This is a genomic window from Streptomyces sp. NPDC004327, assembly GCF_042873935.1.
GTDB lineage: Bacteria > Actinomycetota > Actinomycetes > Streptomycetales > Streptomycetaceae > Streptomyces.
In genome coordinates, this window is record NZ_JBIAME010000003.1 from 526,550 (window position 1) to 544,716 (window position 18,167).

General features: G+C 73.7%; 20 protein-coding genes. 17 read left to right on the plus strand and 3 right to left on the minus strand.

The window, feature by feature from the left end:
• The first annotated feature begins 12 nt into the window (after positions 1 to 12).
• Positions 13 to 1,635 (plus strand): ABC-F family ATP-binding cassette domain-containing protein, encoded by a 1,623-nt coding sequence (locus ACFYU9_RS13025; RefSeq protein WP_389344559.1) that lies wholly within the window; start codon positions 13 to 15, stop codon positions 1,633 to 1,635.
• A 45-nt stretch (positions 1,636 to 1,680) separates the two neighbouring features.
• Here ACFYU9_RS13025 and ACFYU9_RS13030 read toward each other — a convergent pair whose 3' ends face one another.
• Positions 1,681 to 2,619 carry an NADP-dependent oxidoreductase gene (locus ACFYU9_RS13030; protein WP_389344561.1) on the minus strand — a complete coding sequence of 313 codons (939 nt, stop codon included), beginning with the start codon at positions 2,617 to 2,619 and terminating at the stop codon, positions 1,681 to 1,683.
• A 113-nt stretch (positions 2,620 to 2,732) separates the two neighbouring features.
• Here ACFYU9_RS13030 and ACFYU9_RS13035 point away from each other — a divergent pair, with 113 nt between their 5' ends.
• The 4 genes from ACFYU9_RS13035 to glmM all read left to right on the plus strand — a co-directional run bounded on the left by ACFYU9_RS13035 (position 2,733) and on the right by glmM (position 5,834).
• Entirely contained in the window at positions 2,733 to 3,140 is a 408-nt protein-coding gene (locus ACFYU9_RS13035) for a winged helix-turn-helix transcriptional regulator (protein WP_389204783.1), read from the plus strand.
• A gap of 205 nt (positions 3,141 to 3,345) precedes the next feature.
• Positions 3,346 to 3,789, plus strand: a complete 444-nt coding sequence (gene rplM / locus ACFYU9_RS13040; protein ID WP_389204782.1) for a 50S ribosomal protein L13 — start codon at positions 3,346 to 3,348, stop codon at positions 3,787 to 3,789.
• 44 nt (positions 3,790 to 3,833) lie between these two features.
• Entirely contained in the window at positions 3,834 to 4,346 is a 513-nt protein-coding gene (gene rpsI / locus ACFYU9_RS13045; RefSeq protein ID WP_389204781.1) for a 30S ribosomal protein S9, read from the plus strand.
• A 129-nt stretch (positions 4,347 to 4,475) separates the two neighbouring features.
• Positions 4,476 to 5,834 (plus strand): phosphoglucosamine mutase, encoded by a 1,359-nt coding sequence (glmM, locus tag ACFYU9_RS13050; protein WP_389204780.1) that lies wholly within the window; start codon positions 4,476 to 4,478, stop codon positions 5,832 to 5,834.
• 176 nt (positions 5,835 to 6,010) lie between these two features.
• On the opposite strand, the gene coaA is transcribed toward glmM, so the two are convergent.
• Positions 6,011 to 7,021, minus strand: coding sequence for a type I pantothenate kinase (gene coaA / locus ACFYU9_RS13055; RefSeq protein WP_389204779.1), 1,011 nt, complete (start codon positions 7,019 to 7,021; stop codon positions 6,011 to 6,013).
• Positions 7,022 to 7,216: 195 nt separating this feature from the next.
• On the opposite strand from coaA, the gene ACFYU9_RS13060 reads away from it, so the two are divergent.
• The 8 genes from ACFYU9_RS13060 (at position 7,217) to ACFYU9_RS13095 (ending at position 14,894) form a co-directional block, all read left to right on the plus strand.
• On the plus strand, positions 7,217 to 7,900 hold the full coding sequence (locus tag ACFYU9_RS13060; protein ID WP_389344563.1) for a hypothetical protein: 684 nt from the start codon (positions 7,217 to 7,219) through the stop codon (positions 7,898 to 7,900).
• Positions 7,901 to 7,963: 63 nt separating this feature from the next.
• Positions 7,964 to 9,811 (plus strand): glutamine--fructose-6-phosphate transaminase (isomerizing), encoded by a 1,848-nt coding sequence (glmS, locus tag ACFYU9_RS13065; protein ID WP_389204777.1) that lies wholly within the window; start codon positions 7,964 to 7,966, stop codon positions 9,809 to 9,811.
• Positions 9,812 to 9,827: 16 nt separating this feature from the next.
• Positions 9,828 to 10,196: a holo-ACP synthase gene (locus tag ACFYU9_RS13070; RefSeq protein ID WP_389204776.1), complete on the plus strand. Its 369-nt coding sequence runs from the start codon at positions 9,828 to 9,830 to the stop codon at positions 10,194 to 10,196.
• Between the two features lie 4 nt (positions 10,197 to 10,200).
• Positions 10,201 to 11,664 (plus strand): NAD(P)H-hydrate dehydratase, encoded by a 1,464-nt coding sequence (locus ACFYU9_RS13075; RefSeq protein WP_389344565.1) that lies wholly within the window; start codon positions 10,201 to 10,203, stop codon positions 11,662 to 11,664.
• Between the two features lie 72 nt (positions 11,665 to 11,736).
• On the plus strand, positions 11,737 to 12,885 hold the full coding sequence (gene alr / locus ACFYU9_RS13080; protein ID WP_389204774.1) for an alanine racemase: 1,149 nt from the start codon (positions 11,737 to 11,739) through the stop codon (positions 12,883 to 12,885).
• A gap of 11 nt (positions 12,886 to 12,896) precedes the next feature.
• The gene (locus ACFYU9_RS13085; protein ID WP_389204773.1) at positions 12,897 to 14,051 is read left to right on the plus strand and encodes an alpha/beta fold hydrolase; all 1,155 of its coding nucleotides are present in this window, start codon (positions 12,897 to 12,899) and stop codon (positions 14,049 to 14,051) included.
• A 13-nt stretch (positions 14,052 to 14,064) separates the two neighbouring features.
• Positions 14,065 to 14,574 carry a tRNA (adenosine(37)-N6)-threonylcarbamoyltransferase complex ATPase subunit type 1 TsaE gene (gene tsaE, locus ACFYU9_RS13090; RefSeq protein WP_389344567.1) on the plus strand — a complete coding sequence of 170 codons (510 nt, stop codon included), beginning with the start codon at positions 14,065 to 14,067 and terminating at the stop codon, positions 14,572 to 14,574.
• A 110-nt stretch (positions 14,575 to 14,684) separates the two neighbouring features.
• Positions 14,685 to 14,894, plus strand: a complete 210-nt coding sequence (locus ACFYU9_RS13095; protein WP_389204771.1) for a hypothetical protein — start codon at positions 14,685 to 14,687, stop codon at positions 14,892 to 14,894.
• 42 nt (positions 14,895 to 14,936) lie between these two features.
• On the opposite strand, the gene ACFYU9_RS13100 is transcribed toward ACFYU9_RS13095, so the two are convergent.
• Entirely contained in the window at positions 14,937 to 15,506 is a 570-nt protein-coding gene (locus ACFYU9_RS13100; RefSeq protein WP_389204770.1) for a hypothetical protein, read from the minus strand.
• 119 nt (positions 15,507 to 15,625) lie between these two features.
• Here ACFYU9_RS13100 and tsaB point away from each other — a divergent pair, with 119 nt between their 5' ends.
• From tsaB to ACFYU9_RS13120, 4 genes are read left to right on the plus strand one after another with little or no spacing between them, the layout of a single operon-like run.
• Positions 15,626 to 16,282, plus strand: coding sequence for a tRNA (adenosine(37)-N6)-threonylcarbamoyltransferase complex dimerization subunit type 1 TsaB (gene tsaB / locus ACFYU9_RS13105; RefSeq protein WP_389204769.1), 657 nt, complete (start codon positions 15,626 to 15,628; stop codon positions 16,280 to 16,282).
• Positions 16,283 to 16,299: 17 nt separating this feature from the next.
• On the plus strand, positions 16,300 to 16,770 hold the full coding sequence (gene rimI, locus ACFYU9_RS13110; protein ID WP_389205278.1) for a ribosomal protein S18-alanine N-acetyltransferase: 471 nt from the start codon (positions 16,300 to 16,302) through the stop codon (positions 16,768 to 16,770).
• On the plus strand, positions 16,760 to 17,875 hold the full coding sequence (gene tsaD, locus ACFYU9_RS13115; RefSeq protein WP_389344569.1) for a tRNA (adenosine(37)-N6)-threonylcarbamoyltransferase complex transferase subunit TsaD: 1,116 nt from the start codon (positions 16,760 to 16,762) through the stop codon (positions 17,873 to 17,875). The genes rimI and tsaD overlap by 11 nt, the downstream gene beginning before the upstream one ends.
• On the plus strand, positions 17,872 to 18,162 hold the full coding sequence (locus ACFYU9_RS13120) for a hypothetical protein (RefSeq protein ID WP_389344570.1): 291 nt from the start codon (positions 17,872 to 17,874) through the stop codon (positions 18,160 to 18,162). Before tsaD ends, ACFYU9_RS13120 begins: the two co-directional genes overlap by 4 nt.
• Positions 18,163 to 18,167: the final 5 nt, after the last annotated feature.

The window sequence follows — 18,167 nt, forward strand, 5'->3', positions numbered from 1 at the left end:
ACAATGCCCCCTATGGGACACGTCGAAGCCGCACATCTTGAGTACTACCTGCCCGACGGGAGGGTCCTGCTCGGGGACGTCTCCTTCCGGGTCGGCGAGGGCAACGTCGTCGCCCTGGTCGGCGCCAACGGCGCGGGCAAGACGACCCTGCTCCGGCTGGTCTCCGGCGAGCTGCAGCCGCACGGCGGCACCGTCACGGTCAGCGGCGGCCTCGGTGTCATGCCGCAGTTCGTCGGCTCCGTGCGCGACGAGTCCACCGTCCGCGACCTGCTCGTCTCGGTCGCGCCCGCCCGCATCCGCACGGCCGCGAAGGCGGTCGACGAGGCCGAGCACCGGATCATGACGGTCGACGACGAGGCCGCGCAGATGGCGTACGCGCAGGCGCTCAGCGACTGGGCCGAGGTGCAGGGCTACGAGTTCGAGACCCTCTGGGACATCTGCACCATGGCCGCGATGGGCGTGCCGTACGACAAGGCGCAGTTCCGCGAGGTGCGCACGCTCAGCGGCGGCGAGCAGAAGCGGCTCGTCCTGGAGTACCTGCTGCGCGGCGCCGACGAGGTGCTGCTCCTCGACGAGCCGGACAACTACCTGGACGTCCCCGGCAAGCGCTGGCTGGAGGAGCGGCTGCGGGAGACCCGCAAGACCGTGCTCTTCATCTCCCACGACCGCGAGCTGCTCTCCCGCGCCGCCCAGAAGATCGTGGCCGTCGAGCCCGGCCCGGCCGGCTCCGACGTGTGGGTGCACGGCGGCGGCTTCGACACCTTCCACGAGGCGCGGCGCGAGCGCTTCGCCCGCTTCGAGGAGCTGAAGCGGCGCTGGGAGGAGAAGCACGCCCAGCTGAAGAAGCTCGTGATCAACCTGCGGCAGGCGGCCGCGGTCAGCCACGAGATGGCCTCGCGGTACGCGGCCGCGCAGACCCGGCTGAAGAAGTTCGAGGAGGCCGGCCCGCCGCCGGAGCCGCCGCGCGAGCAGGACATCCGGATGCGGCTGCGCGGCGGCCGCACCGGCGTGCGGGCCGTGACCTGCACGGACCTGGAGCTCACCGGCCTGATGAAGCCGTTCTCGCTGGAGATCTTCTACGGGGAGCGGGTCGCCGTCCTCGGCTCGAACGGCTCCGGCAAGTCCCACTTCCTGCGACTCCTCGCCGGCGACCCGACGGTCGCCCACACCGGCGAGTGGAAGCTCGGCGCCCGGGTCGTCCCCGGCCACTTCGCCCAGACCCACGCCCACCCCGAACTCCAGGGCCGCCCGCTCGTCGACATCCTGTGGACCGAGCACGCCAAGGACCGCGGCGCGGCGATGTCGATGCTGCGCCGCTACGAGCTGGAGCGCCAGGGCGACCAGCCCTTCGACAAGCTGTCCGGCGGCCAGCAGGCCCGTTTCCAGATCCTCCTGCTCGAACTGGCGGGCACGACGGCGCTGCTCCTGGACGAGCCGACCGACAACCTGGACCTGGAGTCCGCGGAGGCCCTCCAGGACGGCCTGGAGTCCTACGAGGGCACGGTCCTCGCCGTCACCCACGACCGCTGGTTCGCGAAGAGCTTCGACCGCTATCTGGTCTTCGGCTCGGACGGCGTCGTGCGCGAGACGAGCGAGCCGGTATGGGACGAGCGACGGGTGGAGCGGGCGCGCTAGGGCCTGTCCGGCGGATCGGGGCCGGGGCCGGGGCCGGGAGGGGCTCTACGGGACCAGCACCAGCCGGCCGCGCAGGCCGCCCGCCGCGAGGCGGGCGTGCGCCCGGGCGGCCTCCGCGAGGGGGAGGGTCCCGGCCAGGCGCGGGGTGAGGGCGCCCCGGTCGGCGAGGGCCGCCAGCCGGGCCAGGCCCGCCCGGTCGGCGCGGACCCAGACCGGGACGACCCGGATGCCCCGCAGGGGGTACGGGGCGCCGCCCGCCACCAGGGCCGCGAAGCCGCCGCCGGTGCGGACCGCGTCGAGGGCGGCGGCCCCGAGGACGGCGCCGTCCAGGGCCGCGGCCACGCCGCCGGGGACCAGCTCCCGGACGGCCTCGCCGAGGCGCGGGGCGTCGGCGGGCACGAAGAGCCCGGCGCCCAGGCCCCGCACCAGGTCCTCGTCGCCCGTACGGGCCGTCGCCACGACCCGCAGGCCGCGCGCGGCGGCCAGCTGCACGGCGTAGCCGCCGACCGCGCCCGCCGCGCCCGTGACCAGGACCGTCTCTCCGGCGGGCAGGTCCAGCGCGTCCAGGGCCTGCAGGGCGGTGAGCCCGGCCAGCGGCAGGGTCGCGGCGGCCGCCGGGCCGAGCTCCGAAGGGGCCGGGGCGACCGCTTGGGCGTCCAGGACCACGTACTCCGCCTGGGTGCCGAGCGGCACGTCCAGGCGGTCGTTCATGCCGATGACCCGGTCGCCGGGTGCGAGGCCGCTCACGCCCGGACCGGTCTCCTCGACGACGCCGGCGACGTCCCAGCCGAGGCCGGTGCGGCCCTGGCCGGCCATCAGGCCGGCCTGTGCGAGGACGCCGGCGCGGGTCGCGAGGTCGACCGGGTGGACGGTGGCGGCCTCGACCCTGATCAGGACCCGTCCGGGTCCGGTCGCGGGCACCGGGACCTCGGCGATCCGCAGGACCTCGGGGCCGCCGAAGGTGTCGATGACGAGAGCGCGCATGGCCGGGGCCTTCCCTGGGGAGCGGTGTGCTGACGCCACGAACCTAGGGAGAGCTACTCTCCGTGGGGAAGTACGTACCCGGGAGTGCGTACCGCACCGGAAGGAGCGTGCCGATGGGCACCCGCACCGCCGCCGAGCGCCGCGAGGAGGCCCGGCGCGCCTATGACGCCTATCTCGCCGAGTGCCCCGCCCGGCAGCTCCTCGACCGGCTCTCCGACAAGTGGGTCACGCTGCTCCTGAACGCCCTCGCGGACGGCCCGCGCCGCTACGCCGAGCTGGGGCGGAAGGTCGCCGGGGTCAGCCAGAAGATGCTCACGCAGACCTTGCGGGGCCTGGAGCGCGACGGTCTCGTCGCCCGTACGGTCACCCCGGCCGTGCCCGTCCGGGTCGACTACGCGCTGACCCCGCTGGGGGAGAGCCTGCTGCCGGTGGTGCGGGCCGTGAAGGAGTGGGCGGACGGGCACATCGAGGAGGTCGCCGCCGCCCGGGAGGCGTACGACGGGGGCGCCGACGCGTTTTGACCCGCCCGGGGGAGCCCGGGTACGCTTCTGCTTTGTTATGCGTATTGGCTTCGTCGTTCTCACGCGAAAGAGCCCTTACGCAAGTTCCCTGGAGCAGTTACCAGTGGCTCGCATACGGGCAGTGTTCCCGGCAGTGCAGGCCCCAGCTGCATGATCGCTTCAGGTGTGTCTGGACTCCATCCACTGAAGAAGCGAAGGCTACGAAGTGCGTACGTACAGCCCCAAGCCCGGCGATGTCACTCGCCAGTGGCACATCATCGACGCTCAGGACATCGTCCTGGGCCGTCTCGCGACGACGGCTGCGACCCTCCTGCGGGGCAAGCACAAGCCCGTCTACGCGCCCCACATGGACATGGGTGACTTCGTCGTCATCATCAACGCCGACAAGGTGCACCTGTCCGGCAACAAGAAGACCCAGAAGATGGCCTACCGCCACTCTGGCTACCCGGGTGGTCTGCGCTCCGTCCGTTACGACGAGCTGCTCGACAAGAACCCCGAGAAGGCCGTCGAGAAGGCCATCAAGGGCATGCTCCCGAAGAACACCCTGGGCCGTCAGATGCTCTCGAAGCTGAAGGTCTACGCGGGCGAGAACCACCCGCACGCTGCCCAGCAGCCGGTCCCGTTCGAGATCACCCAGGTCGCGCAGTAGTTCCGGCCACACCCCCTAAGAACGAAAGAAATCTGAGGAGCATCGTGGCCGAGACCACCCCCGAGACCCCCGTCGACGAGTTCGAGGGCGTCGAGGAGTACACCACCGAGACCGAGATCGTCGAGGGTGACTACACCTCCGAGTCCCTCGCGTCCCGCTTCGGCGACCCGCAGCCGGCCGCCGGCCTGGGCCGTCGCAAGAACGCCATCGCCCGCGTCCGGATCGTTCCGGGCACCGGCAAGTGGAAGATCAACGGTCGCACCCTTGAGGACTACTTCCCCAACAAGGTGCACCAGCAGGAAGTCAACGAGCCCTTCAAGGTGCTCGAGCTCGACAACCGCTACGACGTCGTCGCCCGCATCGCCGGTGGCGGCGTGTCCGGCCAGGCCGGCGCCCTGCGCCTCGGCGTGGCCCGTGCGCTGAACGAGGCGGACGTCGAGAACAACCGCCCGGCGCTGAAGAAGGCCGGCTTCCTTTCCCGCGACGACCGTGCGGTCGAGCGCAAGAAGGCCGGTCTCAAGAAGGCCCGTAAGGCCCCGCAGTACAGCAAGCGTTAATCGCCTGCGGCCTGCTTGGTCATCCGTACGCCCCGGCGGCACTCCCGTGCTGCCGGGGCGTACGGCTTTTTCACTTCTTGCTTTCATAATCTGGGCATCGCATTTTCGGAGCACTTTCGGAGGACAGCTGTGGGACGACTCTTCGGCACGGACGGGGTGCGTGGCGTGGCCAACGCCGACCTGACGGCGGAGCTGGCGCTCGGCCTGTCGGTCGCGGCCGCTCACGTGCTCGCCGAGGCCGGCACGTTCGAGGGCCATCGGCCGACCGCCGTGGTGGGGCGTGACCCGCGCGCCTCGGGAGAGTTCCTGGAGGCCGCCGTCGTGGCCGGCCTCGCCAGCGCCGGCGTCGACGTGCTGCGCGTCGGCGTGCTGCCCACGCCGGCCGTGGCATACCTCACCGGCGCGCTCGGCGCCGACCTCGGCGTCATGCTGTCCGCCTCGCACAACGCCATGCCCGACAACGGCATCAAGTTCTTCGCCCGCGGCGGCCACAAGCTCGCCGACGAGCTGGAGGACCGCATCGAGTCCGTGTACGAGGAGCACCGCACCGGCGCTCCCTGGGACCGGCCCACCGGCGCGGGCGTCGGCCGGGTCAGCGACTACGACGAGGGCTTCGACCGCTACGTCGCCCACCTCATCGCCGTCCTCCCGAACCGGCTCGACGGTCTGAAGATCGTCCTCGACGAGGCGCACGGCGCCGCCTCCCGCGTCTCGCCCGAGGCCTTCTCCCGGGCCGGCGCCACCGTCGTCACCATCGGCGCCGAGCCCGACGGCCTCAACATCAACGACGGCTGCGGCTCCACCCACCTCGGCCTGCTCAAGGCCGCCGTGGTCGAGCACCAGGCGGACTTCGGCATCGCCCACGACGGCGACGCCGACCGCTGCCTGGCCGTCGACCACACGGGCGCCGAGATCGACGGCGACCAGATCCTCGCCGTCCTCGCCCTCGCCATGCGCGAGGCCGGCACGCTGCGCGGCGACACCGTCGTCGCCACCGTCATGTCGAACCTCGGCTTCAAGCTGGCGATGGAGCGCGAGGGCCTCTCGCTCGTCCAGACCGCGGTCGGCGACCGCTATGTGCTGGAGTCCATGAAGGAGCACGGCTACGCCCTCGGCGGCGAGCAGTCCGGCCACGTCATCGTGCTCGACCACGCCACCACCGGCGACGGCACCCTGACCGGTCTGATGCTCGCGGCCCGGGTCGCCGCCACCGGCCGGACCCTCGCCGACCTCGCCGGCGTGATGGAGCGGCTGCCGCAGGTCCTCGTCAACGTGCCGGACGTGGACAAGACCCGCGTGCAGACCTCCGCCGAGCTGGCCCACGCCGTCGACGACGCCGAGCGCGAGCTGGGCACCACCGGCCGCGTGCTGCTGCGTCCCTCGGGCACCGAGCCGCTGGTGCGGGTCATGGTCGAGGCGGCGGACATCGAGCAGGCCCGGTCGGTCGCCGGACGCCTCGCGGACGCGGTGAAGTCGGCGCTCGGCTAGGCCGCGTGACGCGCCGTCGGCCCCCGCGCTCCTCGTGAGCGCGGGGGCCGACGCCGTATCAGCCGAAGCTCGGACCGGACCTTGCGGAGACTCAGTCCTTGCGGAGTCCCAGTCCTTGCGGAGTCCCAGTCCTTGCGGAGTCCCAGTCCTTGCGGAGTCCCAGGACTTACGGGGACTCAGAGCTTGCGGAGGCTCAGCTTCTGCACCTTGTGGTCCGCTCCCTTGCGCACGACGAGCGTCGCCCGGCCGCGCGTCGGGGCCACGTTCTCCAGGAGGTTCACCTTGTTGATGGTCCGCCACATCGTGCGCGCGTAGTCCAGGGCCTCCTCCTCGGAGACCTGCGTCCAGCGCCGGAAGTACGAGGACGGGTCCTGGAAGGCGGTCTGGCGCAGCTTGCGGAAGCGGTTGAGGTACCACTGCTCGATGTCCTCGGCGCGCGCGTCCACGTACACGGAGAAGTCGAAGTAGTCCGCGAGACCGACCCGCGTCCGCCCGTCCTTGCCGGGCAGCGCGGGCTGCAGCACGTTGAGCCCCTCGACGATGAGGATGTCGGGGCGGCGCACGACGAGCTTCTCGTCGGGCACCCGGTCGTAGATGAGGTGCGAGTAGACCGGCGCGGAGACCTCGTCCTTGCCCGCCTTGACGTCCGCGACGAACCGGGTCAGCGCCCGCCGGTCGTACGACTCGGGGAAACCCTTGCGGGACATCAGCCCGCGCGCCTTCAGCTCCTCCATCGGGTAGAGGAAGCCGTCGGTGGTGATGCGCTCCACCCGCGGGTGCTCGGGCCAGCGCGCGAGCAGCGCCTCCAGGAGCCGGGCGACCGTCGACTTGCCGACGGCGACGGATCCGGCGACGCCTATGACGAACGGCGTGCCGCGCTGCTCGGCCCGTTCGCCGAGGAAGGTGTTGAGCGCGCCGCGCAGCCCGCTGGTGGCCTGGACGTACAGATTGAGCAGGCGCGACAGCGGCAGGTAGATGTCCCGCACCTCGTCGAGGTCGATGACGTCCCCGAGCCCGCGCAGCCGTTCCACCTCGTCGGCGGTGAGCGGCAGCGGCGTCTTGTCCCGCAGCGCGCTCCACTGCGCCCGCGTGAGGTCGACGTACGGCGTCGGCTCGGCGACCCGGCGAGAGCCGGAGCCGTTGCTGTTCCCGTTCCCCTTGGGGCTTCGTGGCGGCGAATCGATCACCCGCCCATTGTCGTGGGTGCCTGGCGCGAGCGGGGGGTGGGGTGGGTCACTCGGCGGAGGCGGCGCTCGGCGGGGCGCCGCGCCGTCGCGATCCGGTACCGCGTGGTCATGACAGGGGTGGGCGCGCATAGGGTGCCTACCGATTCCGCTTCCCCGCCGAGTTCCCCGCCTGGTCCCCTGCCGAGAGAGTCAGAGATGCGCCCCACCCCGCTCCGCCGTCCCGCCGTCGCCGCTGCCTCCGCCGCCGTCCTGGCGCTGGTGCTGACCGCCTGCGGCGGTGACGACAAGCCGAGGGAGGACAGCGGGAAGGCCGACGCCTCCGCGTCCGCCGCCGCCAGGCCCGACGTACGGGCGCTGCCCGCCGCCGCGCTCGACGGGCTGGCCGTCGGCCCGGCCGACCTCAGGGGCTACCGGGTGACGAAGGTGGCGGGCGCGGGCGTCGTCAACGTCGGCGACGTCAGCTCCGACAAGCCGGCCTGCGAGCCGCTGGCCGAGGCCCTGGCCGGCGCCGCGCCCGGCACGCCGACGACCACCGCGCACCGCGAGGCGGTGAAGGCGCGGGCGACGACGGGCCTGGTGCTCGGCTCGTACGACGGGGAGGGCGCGCAGCGGGCGTTCGCGTCGCTCAGGGCCGCGGGCACCGACTGCGCCCGGGGCTTCCGCCTGGTGTCGGCGGCCGGGACCGACGACATCACCGCGCTCGCCCCGAAGCCCGTGACCGTGGCCGCCGCCGACGAGGCCCTCGCCTGGACCGTCACCGGAAAGAAGACCGGCGCCGGCGCCCTGCTGGTCTTCCGCAAGGGCAACAGCCTCGTCGCCGTCACCGCCGGCGAACTCCCCACCGCCGTCGCCGACGCGCAGGCGGCCAGGCTGCGCTGACTCCGGCCGAGTCCGGCTGAGTCAGTCCGGCCGGTGGGCCGGGTTCCGCCGTAGGCTGCCGCTATGTGCGGAATCGTGGGTTACGTCGGCGGACAGTCGGCGCTCGATGTGGTGATCGCCGGCCTGAAGCGGCTCGAATACCGCGGCTACGACTCGGCCGGAGTCGCGGTGCTCTCCGACGGCGGCCTCGCCGCGGCCAAGAAGGCCGGAAAGCTCGTCAACCTGGAGAAGGAACTGGTGGAGCGGCCGCTGGCCGGCGGCTCCACCGGCATCGGACACACCCGGTGGGCCACCCACGGCGGCCCCACCGACGCCAACGCCCACCCGCACCTCGACAACGCGGGCCGGGTCGCCGTCGTCCACAACGGCATCATCGAGAACTTCGCCGCCCTGCGGGCCGAACTCGCCGAGCGCGGCCACGATCTGCTCTCCGAGACGGACACCGAGGTCGTGGCCCATCTGCTCGCCGAGGAGTTCTCCTCCGTCGGCGACCTCGCCGAGGCCATGCGCCTGGTGTGCAAGCGGCTCGACGGCGCCTTCACGCTGGTCGCCGTGCACACCGACCAGCCGGACGTCGTCGTCGGCGCCCGCCGCAACTCCCCGCTCGTCGTCGGCGTCGGCGAGGGCGAGAACTTCCTCGCCTCGGACGTCTCCGCCTTCATCGCCCACACCCGTTCGGCGATCGAGCTCGGCCAGGACCAGGTCGTCGAGCTCACCCGCGACGGCGTCACCGTCACCGGCTTCGACGGCGCCCCCGCCGACGTGCGCGCCTTCCACGTCGACTGGGACGCCTCCGCCGCCGAGAAGGGCGGCTACGCCTCCTTCATGCTCAAGGAGATCGCCGAGCAGCCGAAGGCCGTCGCCGACACCCTGCTCGGCCGGATCGACGCCGAGGGCCGGCTCCGCCTCGACGAGCTGCGCATCGACGACGCCGTGCTCCGCGAGGCCGACAAGATCGTCATCATCGCGTGCGGCACCGCCTTCCACGCCGGACTCATCGCCAAGTACGCGATCGAGCACTGGACCCGGATCCCCTGCGAGGTGGAGCTGGCCAGCGAGTTCCGCTACCGCGACCCGATCCTCGGGCAGCGCACCCTGGTCGTCGCGATCTCCCAGTCCGGCGAGACCATGGACACCCTGATGGCGCTGCGGCACGCGCGCGAGCAGGGCGCCAAGGTGCTCGCCGTCTGCAACACCAACGGCTCCACGATCCCGCGCGAGTCGGACGCCGTGCTCTACACGCACGCCGGCCCCGAGGTCGCCGTCGCGTCGACGAAGGCGTTCCTCACCCAGCTCGTCGCCTGCTACCTCCTCGCGCTCTACCTCGGCCAGGTCCGCGGCACCCAGTGGGGCGACGAGATCCACGCCGTCGTCCGCGAACTGGCCGGGAGCGCCGACAAGGTCGAGCAGGTCCTGGAGACCATGGAGCCGGTGCGCGCGCTGGCCCGCTCGCTCGCCGGCCACGACACGGTCCTCTTCCTCGGCCGGCACGTCGGCTATCCGGTGGCCCTCGAAGGCGCGCTCAAGCTCAAGGAACTCGCCTACATGCACGCCGAGGGCTTCGCCGCCGGCGAGCTCAAGCACGGGCCGATCGCCCTCGTCGAGGAGGGCCTGCCGGTCGTCGTCGTGGTGCCCTCACCGCGCGGCCGCGCCGTCCTCCACGACAAGATCGTCTCCAACATCCAGGAGATCCGCGCCCGGGGCGCACGCACCATCGTCATCGCGGAGGAGGGCGACGAGGCCGTCGTCCCGTACGCCGACCACCTCGTCCGCGTCCCGGTGACGCCTACGCTGCTCCAGCCGCTGGTCGCCAGCGTGCCCCTCCAGGTCTTCGCCTGCGAACTGGCCACGGCCCGGGGCAACGAGGTCGACCAGCCGCGCAATCTGGCCAAGTCCGTGACCGTGGAGTGAGTGAGGTAGTGGACAGATGATCATCGGGGTGGGGATCGACGTGGCGGAGATCGACCGCTTTGCCGCGTCACTGGAACGTACGCCGGGGCTCGTCCAGCGCCTCTTCGTCGAACGCGAGCTGCTGCTGCCGAGCGGCGAGCGGCGCGGCACGGCCTCGCTCGCCGTGCGCTTCGCCGCGAAGGAGGCACTGGCCAAGGCCCTCGGCGCGCCCGGGAACCTGCACTGGACGGACGCCGAGGTGTACGTCGAGGGCAGCGGCCGGCCGCGGCTGCGGGTCCGCGGCACCGTCGCCGCCCGCGCCGCCGAACTGGGCGTGAAGCACTGGCACGTGTCCCTCAGCCACGACGCGGGGGTGGCGTCGGCGGTGGTGATCGCGGAGGGTTGATCCCATGCGTACCGCTTACCGCGTGGAGACCGTACGGGCCGCCGAGGCCGAACGGATGGCCCGGCTGCCCGAGGGCGCCCTGATGCAGCGGGCCGCGGCCGGCCTCGCGGCCGCCTGCTGCTCGCTGCTCGGGAAGGGACGGGTGTACGGCGCCCGGGTCGTCCTGCTCGTCGGCAGCGGCGACAACGGCGGCGACGCGCTGTACGCGGGCGCGCGGCTGGCCCGGCGGGGCGCCGGGGTGACGGCGGTGCCGCTGGGGGAGCGGGCGCACGAGGGCGGCATGGCGGCGCTGCGCCGCGCGGGCGGCCGCGTGGTCGGCCCGCACGACGACCCCTATGACGTGCTCGCCTCCGCCGACCTGGTCCTGGACGGGATCACCGGGATCGGCGGCCGGGGCGGGCTGCGGCCCGACGCCGTGCCCGTCGCCCGGGCCGCGCGAGGCTCCGACGCCGTCGTCGTCGCCGTCGACCTGCCCAGCGGCGTCGACGCCGACACCGGCGAGGTCGCGGGCGAGGCGCTGCGCGCCGACGCGACCGTCACCTTCGGCACGTACAAGCCCGGACTGCTCGTCGACCCGGCCCGCGAGTACGCCGGCGCGCTGCGGCTCGTCGACATCGGGCTCGCCGCCACCCTGCCGTCCGTACCCGACCTGGAGGCCCTCCAGCACGAGGACGTGGCCCGGCTGCTGCCCGTACCCGCCGCGGAGAGCGACAAGTACCGGCGCGGTGTCGTCGGCGTCGTCGCCGGCTCCGCCCGCTACCCCGGCGCCGCCGTCCTCGCCGTCGCGGGCGCGCTGCGCGGCGGCGCGGGCGCCGTCCGGTACGTCGGCCCGGCCGCCGACGCCGTCATCGCCGCCCACCCCGAGACCCTCGTCCACGCCGGCCCGCCGGCGAAGGCGGGCCGGGTCCAGGCCTGGGTCGTCGGGCCGGGCCTCGGCGACGGGCCCGGCGTGGCGGAGGTGCTCGCCTCCGACGTCCCCGTCCTCGTCGACGCGGACGGCCTGCGCGACCTCACGCCCGAGGCCGTGAAGTCCCGTACCGCGCCCACCCTCCTCACCCCGCACGCCGGCGAGGCCGCGGCCCTCCTCGGCACCTCCCGCGAGGAGGTCGAGTCGGCCCGCCTCACCGCGGTCCGCGAACTGGCGGCCCGCTTCGGCGCCACGGCCCTGCTCAAGGGCTCCACCACCCTGGTCTGCGGCCCCGGCGGCGCCGGCCCGGTCCGCGTCAACCCGACCGGCACCCCCTGGCTGGCCACGGCCGGCAGCGGCGACATCCTCTCCGGCCTCGCCGGCTCGCTCCTGGCGGCGGGCCTCGGGGCGGTGGACGCCGGCTCGGCGGCGGCGTACCTCCACGGCCTGGCGGCCCGCCGCGCCTCGGGCGGCCCGCACGGCGAGGGCACGGCGCCGATCGCGGCGGGCGACGTCGGGGCGGCGCTGCGGGCGGCCTGGCGGGACGTGACGGGGGGCTGAGCGGGGCGCGGCCCCGCCCGAGGGCGACCGGGTACGCGGCCCCCGCCCCCCGACCTGAGAGACTGGGCGACGATGACTGAGACACAGCCGCCCCGCCGAGCCCGCGCCGAGATCGATCTCGGGGCGCTGCGTGCGAACGTCCGCACGCTGCGCGCCCTGGTCGCGCCACACGTCCAGGTGATGGCCGTGGTCAAGGCGGACGCGTACGGACACGGGGCCGTGCGGTGCGCGCGGGCCGCGCTGCAGGCGGGCGCGACCTGGCTGGGCACGGCGACGCCGCACGAGGCGCTGGCGCTGCGGGCGGCGGGCCTGACCGAGGCGCGGATCATGTGCTGGCTGTGGACGCCCGGCGACCCCTGGGACCAGGGCATCGAGGCCGGACTCGACATGTCGGTCAGCGGCATGTGGGCACTGCGGGAGGTCGTCGAGGCCGCGCAGGCCGTCGGCCGGCCCGCCCGCATCCAGCTCAAGGCCGACACCGGCCTCGGCCGCAACGGCTGCCAGCCCGCCGACTGGCCCGAGCTGGTCTCCGAGGCGCTGAAGGCCGAGGCGCAGGGCCTGGTGCGGATCACCGGCCTGTGGTCGCACTTCGCCTGCGCCGACGAGCCCGGGCACCCGTCGATCGCCGCCCAGCTGGACGTCTTCCGCTCCATGCTCGACTTCGCGGAGCAGGCCGGCGTCGAGCCCGAGGTGCGCCACCTCGCCAACACGCCCGCCACGCTCACCCTCCCCGAGACCCACTTCGACCTGGTCCGCCCGGGCATCGCCATGTACGGCGTGTCGCCCGACCCGGCCGTCGGGACCCCCGCCGACTTCGGGCTGCGCCCGGTGATGTCGCTGAAGGCGAGCGTGGCCCTGGTCAAGCAGGTGCCGGGCGGCCACGGCGTGTCGTACGGGCACCACTACGTCACGCCCCACGAGACCACGCTCGGCCTGATCCCGCTCGGCTACGCCGACGGCATCCCGCGCCACGCCTCGAACCGCGGCCCGGTGCTGGTCGGCGACCGGGTGCGGACGGTGGCCGGGCGGGTCGCCATGGACCAGTTCGTCGTCGACCTCGAAGGCGACACGCCCGAGCCGGGCGCGGAGGCGGTGCTCTTCGGCCCCGGCGACCGGGGCGAGCCGACCGCGCAGGACTGGGCCGAGGCCGCCGACACCATCGCGTACGAGATCGTCACCCGGATCGGCGCGCGCGTCCCGCGCGTCTACGTGGGCGACTGAGGAGGACGGCGGTGGCCGACGACACCTGGCGGCGGGCCGGCTGGGCCGGTGCCGCGATAGGCGTGCTCGCCGCCGGCGCGGCGGCGGGCGTCGCCCTCGAACGGCTCACCGTGGGCCGCTCCGTCCGCCAGAAGGCACGGCTGGCGCTGGACGCCGAGGGCCCGTACGGCGCCCTGCGCGGCACGCCGGGCCGGGCGGTCGCCGACGACGGCACCGAGCTGTACTACGAGGTCGACGACGTGGAGCCGGACCCGTCCGCGCCCCGCCGGCGCCGGCTCTTCGGCCGCCGGACCCCCGCCCCCGTCACCGTCGTCTTCAGTCACGGCTACTGCCTCAGCCAGGACTCCTGGCACTTCCAGCGCGCCGCCCTGCGCGGCCTGGTCCGCACCGTGTACTGGGACCAGCGCAGCCACGGCCGTTCCGGGCACGGCGTCGAGCAGTCGGGACCGGACGGGGTGCCGGTCTCCATCGACCGGCTGGGCCGCGACCTGAAGGCCGTCCTCGACGCCGCCGCGCCCGAGGGGCCGCTGGTGCTCGTCGGGCACTCCATGGGCGGCATGACGATCATGGCGCTCGCCGACCGCTACCCGGACCTGGTGCGCGAGCGGGTCGTCGGCGTCGGCTTGGTCGGCACCTCGGCGGGGAGGCTCGGCGAGGTCAGCTACGGCCTGCCGGTGGCCGGCGTCAACGCGGTGCGCCGGGTGCTGCCGGGCGTGCTGCGGGCGCTCGGCTCGCAGGCGGAGCTGGTGGAGCGCGGGCGGCGGGCCACGGCCGACCTGTTCGCCGGGCTGATCAAGAAGTACTCGTTCTCGTCGAAGGACGTCGACCCGGCGGTCGTGCGGTTCGCCGAGCGGATGATCGAGTCGACGCCGATCGACGTGGTCGCCGAGTTCTACCCGGCCTTCGTCGAGCACGACAAGACGGCGGCGCTCGCCGCCTTCCGGGACCTGCCGGTGCTCGCCCTCGCCGGCGACCACGACCTGGTCACCCCCAGCTCGCACACCGAGGCCATCGCCGACCTGCTGCCGGACGCCGAACTGGTGATCGTGCCCGACGCGGGCCACCTGGTGATGCTGGAGCACCCGGAGGCGGTCACGGACCGGATCGCCGACCTGCTGGCGCGGGCCGGCGCGGTGCCCGTCGCGGGCCAGGCACCCCCTGGGTAGGTAGGTTGGCGCAATGGACACTCCGCTCGACCAGGCCGCTCCGGTCAACCAGGTCACCCTCGAAGTCGACTCTCCCGAGCGCATGCAGGAGCTCGGCCGCCGTCTCGCCGGGCTGCTGCGCCCCGGCGACCTCGTGATGCTCACCGGCGAGCTCGGTGCGGGCAAGACCACGCTGACCCGCGGCCTCGGTGAGGGCCTGGGCGTGCGCGGCGCGGTCACCTCGCCGACCTTCGTGATCGCCCGCGTCCATCCGTCCCTCTCCGGCGGCCCGGCGCTCGTCCACGTGGACGCGTACCGGCTCGGCGGCGGTCTCGACGAGATGGAGGACCTGGACCTCGACGTCTCGCTGCCCGACTCGGTGGTGGTCGTGGAGTGGGGCGACGGCAAGGTCGAGGAGCTGACCGACGACCGGCTGCACGTGTTCATCCACCGCGTCGTGGGCGACACGGACGACGACCGGCGGACCCTGGTCCTGAACGGCATCGGCGCGCGGTGGGCGGCCGCCGACCTGGCGTTGACCTGAACGTACGTAGGTTCCGACAACCTGTCGGGAAAATGTTGCGCCCGCGCTCCCAACCGTGGTCACATGGAGGCACGAGCTGGTTAGGTGTACCTAACCTACGGGAGGCAGGCATGGCGACGCCAGAGCGTGAGGACCGCGAGGGCAGCAGCGCGCACCGGGCGGAGAACGTCTCGATGAGAGAGCTGCTCGCCGCCTGCGCCGCCGCCAGCGCCGTGTCGACCCCGCCGCGCGAGCGCGAGACGCCGGAGCCCGCGGCGGTGGCGGACGACGAGCCCGAGGCCGTGCGCCCGGTGCGGCCCGCACGCGACGAAGCCGCCTGAGCCGTACGGCGCCGAGCCGTACGGCAGGGGACCGGACAGGCCCTACGCGACCACGACGACCTTCGCGCCGATCGACGCGAACGTCCACAGCGCGTCGCCGTCCGCCCGCTTCATCCGGATGCCGCCGGTCTTCTTCGCCGGATCCGGGGCCGGCGTCGAGCCGTCCACCGCCGCGCTGAAGCCGACCGACACGTCCTGCGCCGTCGTGAACCGCACCACGTGCTCGATCTGCACGCCGTCGGAGCCGCGCACCGAACCGGACCGCGAGGTCACCGCGTAGGCGCCCGGAGCCGGCGAGATCGTGCTCGGCATGACCGAGAAGGTGCGCGTGACCTGGTTCCGCGCGTCCACCAGCCACACCCGGCGCTCGCCGAGCCCGTACACCACGCGCTCGCCCGTGCCGGAGTTCGCGGGCAGCGCCGACGGGTCCTTCCGCGGGTGCGCCGGCTTGCCGCTCGGCACGGCCGAGGGCGCCGCGGCGGGCGTCCGCGGCCGGGCCGCGAGCTCGGCCGGCGAGGGCGCGTGCGCCGACGCCTGATAGGCGAGGAAACCGACCGCGGCGACGGCCGCCGCGGTGAGCCCGGCCACGAATCCCGAGCTGCTCCGTGCCACCGCGCGCCCCTTCTGTCGTACGTACGTATCGGTGTCAATCTGACGGGCTGACCGTAGCAGCCGTCCCGGCCGCGGGACGGGGCGCCGCACCCCCACGCCCGGCGCCGTAGGCTGTTCGCGTGCTCTTGCTCGCCATGGATACCGCCACACCCGCCGTCACCGTCGCCCTCCACGACGGCGACTCCGTCGTCGCCGCGACGAGCCAGGTCGACGCCCGCCGGCACGGGGAGCTGCTGCTGCCCGCCGTCGACCGGGTGCTCAAGGAGGCCGGGCTGACGCTCGACGCGGTGACCGGACTCGTCGTGGGCGTCGGCCCCGGCCCGTACACCGGACTGCGCGTCGGCCTCGTCACCGCCGCCGCCTTCGGCTCCGCGCTCGGCGTCCCGGTGCACGGCCTGTGCACGCTCGACGGACTCGCCCACGCCTCCGGCATCGACGAGCCCTTCGCCGTCGCCACCGACGCGCGGCGCAAGGAGGTCTACTGGGCGCGCTACGAGGACTCCCGTACGCGGGTGACCGAGGCGTCCGTCGACCGGCCCGCCGACATCGCCGGGCAGCTCGCCGGCCTGCCCGTCGTCGGCGCCGGGGCCCGGCTCTACCCGGACGCCTTCCCCGACGCCCGCGACCCCGAGCACCAGTCCGCCGCCGCGCTCGCCGCCCTCGCGGCCGAGAAGCTGGCGGCGGGCGGCGAGGGCTTCCTCGACCCGCTGCCGATGTACCTGCGCCGCCCCGACGCCCAGGTGCCGAAGAACTACAAGGTGGTCACGCCCAAGTGAGCGCCGTGCTCCGTGAGATGCGCTGGTGGGACCTGGTTCCCGTGCTCGCGCTCGAAGCCGAGCTCTTCCCGGAGGACGCCTGGTCGGAGGGGATGTTCTGGTCGGAGCTGGCGCACGCCCGCGGGCCGCGCGCGACCCGGCACTACGTGGTGGCCGAGGACGGGGCCGGCCGGCTCGTCGGCTACGCGGGGCTCGCCGCGGCCGGCGGCCTCGGCGACGTCCAGACCATCGCCGTCGCCCGCGACCAGTGGGGCACGGGCCTCGGCGCCCGGCTCCTGACCGACCTCCTGCAGGCCGCGACCGCCTTCGAATGCGAGGAGGTCCTCCTCGAAGTGCGCGTGGACAACACCCGGGCCCAGAAGCTCTACGAGCGCTTCGGCTTCGAGCCCATCGGCTTCCGCCGCGGCTACTACCAGCCCGGCAACGTGGACGCGCTCGTGATGCGACACACCGTTCAAGGAACAGAGACTGATTCAGATGGCTGCTGACGAACCGCTCGTACTCGGCATCGAGACCTCCTGCGACGAGACCGGCGTCGGCATCGTCCACGGCACGACCCTGCTGGCCGACGCCGTCGCCTCCAGCGTCGACACCCACGCCCGTTTCGGCGGCGTGGTGCCCGAGATCGCCTCCCGCGCGCACCTGGAGGCGATGGTCCCGACGATCGAGCGCGCCCTGAAGACGGCCGGCGTCTCGCCGAAGGACCTCGACGGCATCGCCGTCACCGCCGGCCCCGGCCTCGCGGGCGCGCTGCTGGTCGGCGTGTCGGCGGCCAAGGCGTACGCGTACGCCCTCGGCAAGCCGCTCTACGGGGTCAACCACCTCGCCTCGCACATCTGCGTCGACCAGCTGGAGCACGGCCGGCTGCCCGAGCCGACCATGGCGCTGCTCGTCTCCGGCGGGCACTCCTCGCTGCTGCTGTCCAGCGACATCACCTCCGACGTGCGGCCGATGGGCGCGACCATCGACGACGCGGCGGGCGAGGCCTTCGACAAGATCGCCCGCGTCCTCGACCTGGGCTTCCCGGGCGGTCCGGTCATCGACCGGCTCGCCAAGGAGGGCGACCCGGCCGCGATCGCCTTCCCGCGCGGGCTGTCCGGCGCCAAGGACCCGGCGTACGACTTCTCCTTCTCCGGTCTGAAGACCGCCGTGGCCCGCTGGATCGAGGCCAAGCGGAACGCGGGCGAGGACGTGCCGGTGCGGGACGTGGCCGCCTCCTTCCAGGAGGCCGTCGTCGACGTGCTCACCCGCAAGGCCGTCCGGGCCTGCAAGGACGAGGGCGTCGACCACCTGATGATCGGCGGCGGCGTGGCCGCCAACTCGCGGCTGCGGGCGCTGGCCCAGGAGCGCTGCGAGCGGGCCGGCATCCGGCTGCGGGTGCCGCGGCCGGGCCTGTGCACGGACAACGGCGCGATGGTCGCGGCGCTCGGCGCCGAGATGGTGGCGCGCGGGCGGGCGGCCTCCGACCTGGAGCTGTCGGCGGACTCCTCGCTGCCGGTGACGGAGTCGCACGTGCCCGGGGCGCACCACCACGGCCACGACCACGACCACGACCACGTGCACGAGGTCAGCAAGGAGAACCTCTACTCATGAGGATCGCCCTGATGTGGGAGGCACGGGCGGCCGAGGGGCGCGGCGCCGAACTCCTCGACTGGACGCGGGCCCAGGAGCTGCCGGGTGAGCCGCTGCGCCGGGAGACCTTCCGCGCTCCCGGGGACCGGGTCCTCGTCCTCACCTGGTGGGAGACGGCGGACGGTCTGGACGCCGAGCTGCCGGAGCTGCCGGAGCCGGACGGGGACCTGATCTCCCGTCCGGTCCACCGCTGGCGCTTCGAATCACTCGACGATCAGGTGAACGATCAGTCGGATAGTCGTATCTAAGGCAA